Raw genomic sequence first — 7,239 nt, forward strand, 5'->3', positions numbered from 1 at the left:
TGCCTTTATGCACGTCGTTCCCCCAAAAACCGGGGCCACTTTTGAGCGACATGCATTAGCGCAGCCAGCCGACCGCCAGTTCCTTGACGGCATCGAGCGCACGCTGCGGCAGCGTGCCGACGCCGATCGATTCGGCGGCGAAAAGCGGCGTCTCCTGACTGAGCGTGTCGCCGATCCAGACGCGCAGCGCGCCCACCGGCTGCCCCTCCTCCACCGGTGCCGCGACCGGGCCGTTGTAAACAATCCTGGCCGTCAGCTTGTCGCGGTTGGTGATCGGCAGGAAGATGTCGATCGGACCCTTGGCCTTCAGCGTCACCCCGGACTTCGCACCGCCAAAAACCTGGGCCTCGCCGACCACTTCGTCCTTGGCGAAGATTTCGGTCTTCTCGAAGGAGCGGACGCCCCAGTCGAGCAGCTTTCGCGCCTCCTCGGCGCGCTCCTTGTCGTTCGCCAGCCCGCTCATCGCCGCGATCACCCGCGTGCCGTTGTGGCTGACCGAACCGACGATGCCGAAACCCGACACCTCACTCGCGCCGACCGCCAGGCCATCGGCGCCGATGTCCATCGCCAGCAGCGGATTGCGGTTCCTCTGCGAGATCTTGTTCCAGGTAAAATCCTTCTGACCGTAGTAGCGGTAAAGGTCCGGATAGTCGCGCCACAGGTGCACGGCGAGCAGTGCCAGTTCACGCACGGTCGTCTGCTGGCCATCCGCAGGCAGGCCGGTGGAATTGACGAAAGTCGATGTCTTGAGGCCGATCTGGCGGGCGCGTTCGGTCATCTGCGCGGCAAAATTGTCTTCGGATCCGGACATGCCTTCGGCGATGACGATGCAGCCGTCATTGGCCGCCTGCACGGTCACACCCTGGATCAGGTCATCGAGCCGGATCGAGGACTTGAGCTTGGCAAACATCGTCGATGTTCCCGAAGGCGCGCCACCCTTGCGCCAGGCGTTTTCACTGACCACGAACGTGTCGTCGAGCTTCAGGCGGCCGGACTTGATGGCGTTGAAAACCACTTCCATGGTCATCAGCTTGGCCATCGAGGCCGGCTGTATCGGCTTGTCGGCATCCTTCGAAAACAGCACCGTCCCGGTCTCTGCGTCGATCATGAAGACCTGCGCGGCCTTGGTCTCGAACAGCTGCGCACGGGCCGGAGCCTGGGAAAACAGCAGCAGGCCAAAAATCAGAAGCCCGGCGAGAGGCGGGAGCAAGCGCAATTGCATGATGTTCGACCCGTTGGCCGGCACGGCCGGCAAGCCCGCGAAAAGTATCAGGCTTTTTGCGCGGCGGATCAACCGCGCAGCGGAAATCCGACCCGGCTTATGGTCAGTTGCGCACAGCCAGCGCATCGGGCGCGCCATGCGACCATGCCGCCTGCAACAAATCATCCAGATTGCGGTGGCCATCGGGATAAAGATTGACCGAATACCAATCCTCGCCATCGAGTTCCGAGCGCTGGATCTCGATCTTGCCGTACGCGGCGAGTTGAGCGGCAACGCGCTTGGCATCCGCTGCATCCTCGAACGAACCGGCAGCGACGTAGTCGGTGGACGGACCGGCCGACGGCGGCTGGCGCTTCCACGATTGAAGCACGTCGGCCGGCGACATGCCGTCGCCACCCAGCGCGGCGAAAGCATTGGAGGCGCGTTCCACCCGCTCGTCCGCATAGGACAGCGAGGCCACGGCAAACGGCGATTGCGGCGGCAGGCTGATTTCCGGGCGTTCCGGCACGATCGGGCCGAAATCGGGCAGCGCCAGATCGCCGTAGGCCGGCGTTTGCGCCGACATGACCGGCTGGACGGCGCCGGAATCAGTCAACTGACCCGGAAACGGCACGGCGGCAGTGCCTGCAGGCAGGCTTGGCGACGGCCCGTTCATGGCGACCATGACGCCGGTCGGCAGTCCGTCCGACGGATCCGGCGCCCTGTTGCCGGGGTGGTAGGAGGCCATCAGATACTGGTCGTCATCGCCGTCGAGCGGTGCACGGCCGACATATTCGACCTTCACTTGAGCGGTGCCAATGTTGGCATAATCAAGCATTTGCGCGGCGCGCTCCGACACATCGATAATGCGGCCTTCGTGATACGGGCCGCGATCATTGACGCGAACGATGACCGAACTGCCGGTTTTGAGATTGGTGACGCGGGCATAGCTTGGCAGCGGCATGGTTGGGTGCGCCGCCGTCAGGTGGGTCATGTCATAGACTTCGCCGTTGGCGGTAAGCCGGCCGTGGAAGGCGTCACCATACCAGGAGGCCAGGCCGACCTTGGCGTAGCGCTTGTCCTCCTTCGGGTAATACCACTTGCCGCGGACCTGGTAGGGCTTGCCGAGCTGATCCCTTCCGCCGCCGCGTTGTATGCGCCCGTTCTGGGAGAACACACGCGGGCTTGCCTTCACGCCATATTCGGATTCGGCGAAGTATTCCTTGGAGCGGGTCTTCTTGTAGACCATCGCTTTCGGCTCAGGCTGCGACGCGCAGGCGGCCAGCAAGGCTGCCGAGGCGGCCAACAACGCGACTGTAGCAGCGCGACGAAGACGCGGGTGCGTCACAGCCTGCATTTTCCTGATGTCCCCTTCAGTCTCAACTCAACACGCCGCGTTCACCATCAGAGGAGCCAAAAACACTCACCCGACAAAATACCAACGACGTCTAGAACCCCGATCCTTTGTGCGCAGGAATTGTTTATCACGGTATTAATCGATTGTGGCCTTAACCGGGCAAGATTGTGACGCCCTCACCGTGCCGAGCACCCTGAAAAGTCGCCGCTTTTCGTTCCATCATGCGACGGTGATTTCCTGAACCTGCCACAGAGCGCGCCTGGCCTCGCCTGCTCCGGGTCATGGCTGCCGGTTGACGGAGATGGCGAATCTGGGGAAATCCTGGCGAGATGGTCATCATGGTTTCTCACCGGTAACCCCCTGCAAAAAGGAAAAGCCCGCTGCCGAGAGGTGGCGGGCCAATTCTGCAAATTTGCAGCTTTTTCTTCGGTAGGTGTCCGACTGCTCCCGCTCGGTGTCGGCATTAGTCTGGCCGAAAAAGGCCTGGAAGCCGAAGCCGCCATCAATTATAGCCAGTTCGAAAACCACGGACTGGTGTCATACCCTAAGCGCGGATTATAATGATCCAGGAAGTTTGCGCCCCCATTTGATGGTCGCGCAACAACGGTGCGTGTCGATTTACAACCCGGTTTCGGGGCCGGCTTGCTGCCAGCCTTCATATGAGCTGCAGAACACGAGGTTGCAGCCTGAGCGGTGGCCACCTTTTTCTTCTCTTTCGCTACAGCTGCTCCGGTGGCGGCCAATACCATTGCTATGCCTAAGACAACGAGTTTCATTGAATCGCCCTCACCGTGCACAATCCGAAATGATTGCGCCTAGCTAACGTGACGTCAACGACATTTTGTCCGCAACGACGGCGAATAGTGCCAGTAAAAAAAGCCCGCCACGGTAAGGCAGCGGGTCACCTAACCCAAGTTGGCGGATTTTCAGTGCCGGCCCGTGGGTGCGTCAAGGAACGCCTCGAAGGCCGCAGTCGCCTTGTCCGCAGGCGTTTCCGTAGAGTTGCAGCCCGTACCCTTCAAACCCTGCGCAGCTTCGATCACTGCCTTGCGGCTGTTGCCGTGTTTTAGGATCAACTCCTAAGTCAGGTCCGGAGACAAACCGTTCTCCGAGGCGAAATACCCGACCTGATGGTCGTGAATATCGTCCTGCCTGCGCTTGTCGCCGGCCATTTGAACCGTCGCTCTGCAGTCTGATGCTGCCGTCGGGAAATGGCCGGTGCAGGGGATGCTTGGGTGAAGCGGGCCGCACCGGCCATTGCGGGTCAGTGTTTTGGGATCCCCCCCGCATTGCCGAAGCTAAATGCATATTAGCAATAGCTCAACTAAGACTGAAGTCCCTAAGTCCCTCAACCGAACGTTGGCTTCCAGTCGCGATTGCGCGCCCGCTGTTGGCCTTCGTAGTAGGAACGAATGTGAAGAACATTGGCCGGCGGTCGCGTCCCGAAGCCTTGCAATCCGAGCAAGCGAATAGCCCGACCAGCTCTTGTTGCATGGAACCATGACCCGGCCCGAGACGGTCAATCAGCGCCTGGATGTCGAGCTTTGTCGACTTGCAGCACATGGCATGCCCGCAGTTGACATAGACGGTTTCCCTCACACATGAGTGGGCGCGCGTTCTCGGCAAGACATCCCTGCCCCGCATCCGATTCCATGACCTTCGGCACCCCACGCGACACAGATGCTTTCAGCCGGCGTTCACCCCAAGATTGCAAGCGAGCGTCTGGGCCATTCGCACATCGGGATAACGTTAGACATCTACTCCCACGTTATGCCCGGCATGCAGGCGGATGCAGCGGAGCAAGTTGACGTTGCGCTTCAGGCCGCTATAAGCGTCGAGCGTAAAGGCAAATAGTTGCAAAGTGCGTTGCAAGCGGCTTTTTCAAGTCCACTGCAAATAGACAAAAGCGCAATGATTGCAATTAGTTGGAGGAATGGCCGAGCGGTTTAAGGCACCGGTCTTGAAAACCGGCGTGGGTGCAAGCTCACCGTGGGTTCGAATCCCACTTCCTCCGCCACTCTTCCGAGCCAGAACCGCACTTTTCCGCCATTTGCGAGCTGCTCCTCGATCGCAACGCCGTCGACAACGAGGCCGAGGTTGCGGCCGTGCTCGGCGGTGAGGCTCGGCCGGCCATGCGGCTCGCCAAGTTGGTCGAAATTTTTGAGGAGTTGGAAAGCCAGAACCTGCTGGCCATGTCGCCGAACCAGATCAAGAAATGGCGCGACCCCAAGAAGCGGGCTCTCGCCAAAGCCCGGCACTAGTCACAGCTCGAATTGAACGGCGCCGTCAAACGTACTGCACGGGCGGTTCGTTTCTCCCACCCGTGCGAGTCAGGATGTGCCTATTTCTGACCGCCCAAGGTATTCACATTGGCGCAGAATCCGGTGTGAGGCTGCTGGACTTGCCGTTTGCAGGACGACTTCACCGCCTCCTGTTTTTCGACCGGGATGGCGAAGGAGACCACCTTGAATTACTCCATAGGCTTCAGAGTCGTCATTGAGGAATCGGTGAAAAACGGTTCCATCGTGTCCGGCTCATCCAGTGCACCAGCCCATACCGGGCCAGGAATCGCCGACAGTAAAAGTATCGCTCCAATACACACCCTCTTCAATTTCGTATTTCCTATAGCCATGTTCTTTTTCGACATCGGTGATTGCCTATCTTTCAGATTGGAACACAGGTGCGTATCTGGACTTACCAATCCTTGCTACGGAAGCCCGATCAGACGGTCGCGAGGAGCAATTTAGTGTGCATCTCCTCAAGCAATCCCAGGATGGGACTGTAACTTGAATGCGTTAGGCACGCTTCTCCGCCGATGGTTGCCACACCTACAGACTGCATATCTTCGAAATCAGGCAGAATACATGGTCCCCACACACGCTGCAGCCTCAGCGGGCCATACTGTATGGGGAAAGGAAGGACTCCAAGATTGGTCAGCACGGCCTCATGGGCAAACGCAACGGACGCGAAGCCTGCCGCCCCTGCCACGTCCGGCCCGCTGCTGATGAAATCCCGCACAGCGGACAAGGCCGCATGGAGACCCGATCGTGTCTTGGCAGGGGCAATCTCAGCGCCCATGCGACGGGCTAAGTCCCAGAACGCGTCCGTTTCCAATCCGAAGCTGCTTGAGGCTGAGCCGAGATAGTTTCCGCAGTGTTCTCCGGCATTGAGGACCGGCCGCATATTGACCGGCGACCAGACCCGGATTGGGATGGTGCTCCAGGCGGTGGACAACTTGCGTGCTGCGAAGGTCAATGCAGTCGCCAAAGCACAATGGACCGTAGTGGATTCGGCCCTGGCCCGGGCGCGTAACTGCGCGGTCAGCTGCTGCGGTAGAGAAAGGCTGCTTACGAAAGGATTGGAGCCATCCCGAAGATGATAGCCCTTGGGCACGGGAGGAAGAGCGTCAGCCGCTGGAGCATACTGGGTGGGTATCGGCTCCGGTGGACCCGCATCGAAAAGTTCGTCCTCGGATGGGGTCTGTGGCAAGGTTGGGGGAGGATTCCCCGCCAACGTGGAAAGGATATCTCGTATTGCGTACGCCAGCGAAAAGCCGTCTGCGATCGAATGGTGGGCCGCGAGAGTGATCGCCGCCGCGCCGTCAGCATGTATCAGGACGGCTCTGATGAGAGGCGAATCCTTTTCGGAGAATGGGGCTCCGAGTTCGGCGGCGACCTCAGCCTGCCAGCTGCGGCCAGGATCGCCCTCAACGATCCTCAACGGGATCCTGGCATTCTTGCGTTGCCGAAAAAACGGACCCTCTTCTGCAGCTTCGATCGCCGCAGACATCAAGGCGTTACGGCGTTGCAGGGCATCGAGAGCGGTTCTCCATGCCGCCACGTCGGTCTTGCCGACAACGTGACCGGTCATGGTGAAGTGCAGCGGGCGGTGCTTGTCGATCAGCCAGAATAAGTGCTCAAGCGCGCCGAGTTTCCGATCGGTGTGGACGTGGCCATGCTGCATCACGCTCCCCATATGTCCCTCCCTGTCTCCCGATTTGGCCATTTGATGCTCGGCGACTGATCAATCCCACGGACCAGCCCAAGGTCAATCTGCACGGGCGTGCGCGCTGCGGGTTCAGTCGTTGTGGGTAAGGTCTCAGAAAGCGGAACGTCCTGCAACGCGGTGCCGGCACAATCCGGTCGCGGCATCGGTTGGTGGAAGAACTCTGGGAGGCGCGTAAAGCGATCCCCAAGCGCCCAGCCAACTCACAGTCTGATTTCCGGTTGGTGTCACGGGTCACGGTCGCCGTCATACCGGAGATCAAGGGAATGCCGTTGGGCACTTTATCGATGGCTACACGGATAGGAATGCGTAGGACCAGTCCGGTCTTGAAGGGCTGCATGTTCGAAAGGCTCCTGATCGCTTGCGGCGACCCCGCAACGATTGATTGGGGAATGATTCGTGGTCGCGGCACTCGGCTAGAACAGCCAGGCTGACAACAAGCTGACAGTGAAAATTTGGATGGGCGGCCCATCTGCGGCGCGGATGCAGTTGTCAGCCATTTGTCAGGTTGGATTGGTTATGCCGCACCAATGGCGGTCACAGGCCGTCGGACAGGACCGATGGAAATCCCACCCACAGGCGCGACATCCTCGCGCAACCTTCCGAATGGAGCCATCATGTATCGCACTCTCGTTCTCGCCGCTCTCGCCGGCATGATCGCAGGACCGGCGCTCGC

Annotated in this window: 5 protein-coding genes and 1 tRNA gene; 2 read left to right on the forward strand and 4 right to left on the reverse strand. The window is 60.0% G+C overall.

Annotated features, from left to right (window positions below; translation table 11 throughout):
• Positions 1-55 precede the first annotated feature (55 nt).
• The 3 genes from ASD12_RS17950 to ASD12_RS17960 all read right to left on the reverse strand — a co-directional run bounded on the left by ASD12_RS17950 (position 56) and on the right by ASD12_RS17960 (position 3,086).
• Positions 56-1,222, reverse strand: coding sequence for a D-alanyl-D-alanine carboxypeptidase family protein (locus tag ASD12_RS17950; RefSeq protein WP_056588824.1), 1,167 nt, complete (start codon positions 1,220-1,222; stop codon positions 56-58).
• Between the two features lie 103 nt (positions 1,223-1,325).
• Positions 1,326-2,558 (reverse strand): septal ring lytic transglycosylase RlpA family protein, encoded by a 1,233-nt coding sequence (locus ASD12_RS17955; RefSeq protein ID WP_056588787.1) that lies wholly within the window; start codon positions 2,556-2,558, stop codon positions 1,326-1,328.
• Between the two features lie 336 nt (positions 2,559-2,894).
• On the reverse strand, positions 2,895-3,086 hold the full coding sequence (locus ASD12_RS17960) for a hypothetical protein (RefSeq protein ID WP_056588790.1): 192 nt from the start codon (positions 3,084-3,086) through the stop codon (positions 2,895-2,897).
• Between the two features lie 1,399 nt (positions 3,087-4,485).
• Here ASD12_RS17960 and ASD12_RS17975 point away from each other — a divergent pair.
• Positions 4,486-4,575: transfer RNA gene (locus ASD12_RS17975), tRNA-Ser, on the forward strand.
• A complete protein-coding gene (locus ASD12_RS33260) occupies positions 4,535-4,819 on the forward strand; it encodes a hypothetical protein (protein WP_082525510.1) in 285 nt (94 codons plus the stop codon). Before ASD12_RS17975 ends, ASD12_RS33260 begins: the two co-directional genes overlap by 41 nt.
• Before the next feature lie 460 nt (positions 4,820-5,279).
• On the opposite strand, the gene ASD12_RS17985 is transcribed toward ASD12_RS33260, so the two are convergent.
• On the reverse strand, positions 5,280-6,533 hold the full coding sequence (locus ASD12_RS17985) for a condensation domain-containing protein (RefSeq protein WP_056588796.1): 1,254 nt from the start codon (positions 6,531-6,533) through the stop codon (positions 5,280-5,282).
• Between the last annotated feature and the right edge of the window lie 706 nt (positions 6,534-7,239).

Origin of the sequence: Mesorhizobium sp. Root102 (genome assembly GCF_001425625.1) — a bacterium.
Taxonomy (GTDB): Bacteria; Pseudomonadota; Alphaproteobacteria; order Rhizobiales; family Rhizobiaceae; genus Mesorhizobium.

What these genes read in the sequence shown, in the direction of transcription:
- ASD12_RS17950 (WP_056588824.1), bottom strand. Translation starts at nt 1,222, where the DNA reads ATGCAATTGCGCTTGCTCCCGCCTCTCGCCGGGCTTCTGATTTTTGGC.
- ASD12_RS17955 (WP_056588787.1), bottom strand. Translation starts at nt 2,558, where the DNA reads ATGCAGGCTGTGACGCACCCGCGTCTTCGTCGCGCTGCTACAGTCGCG.
- ASD12_RS17985 (WP_056588796.1), bottom strand. Translation starts at nt 6,533, where the DNA reads ATGGGGAGCGTGATGCAGCATGGCCACGTCCACACCGATCGGAAACTC.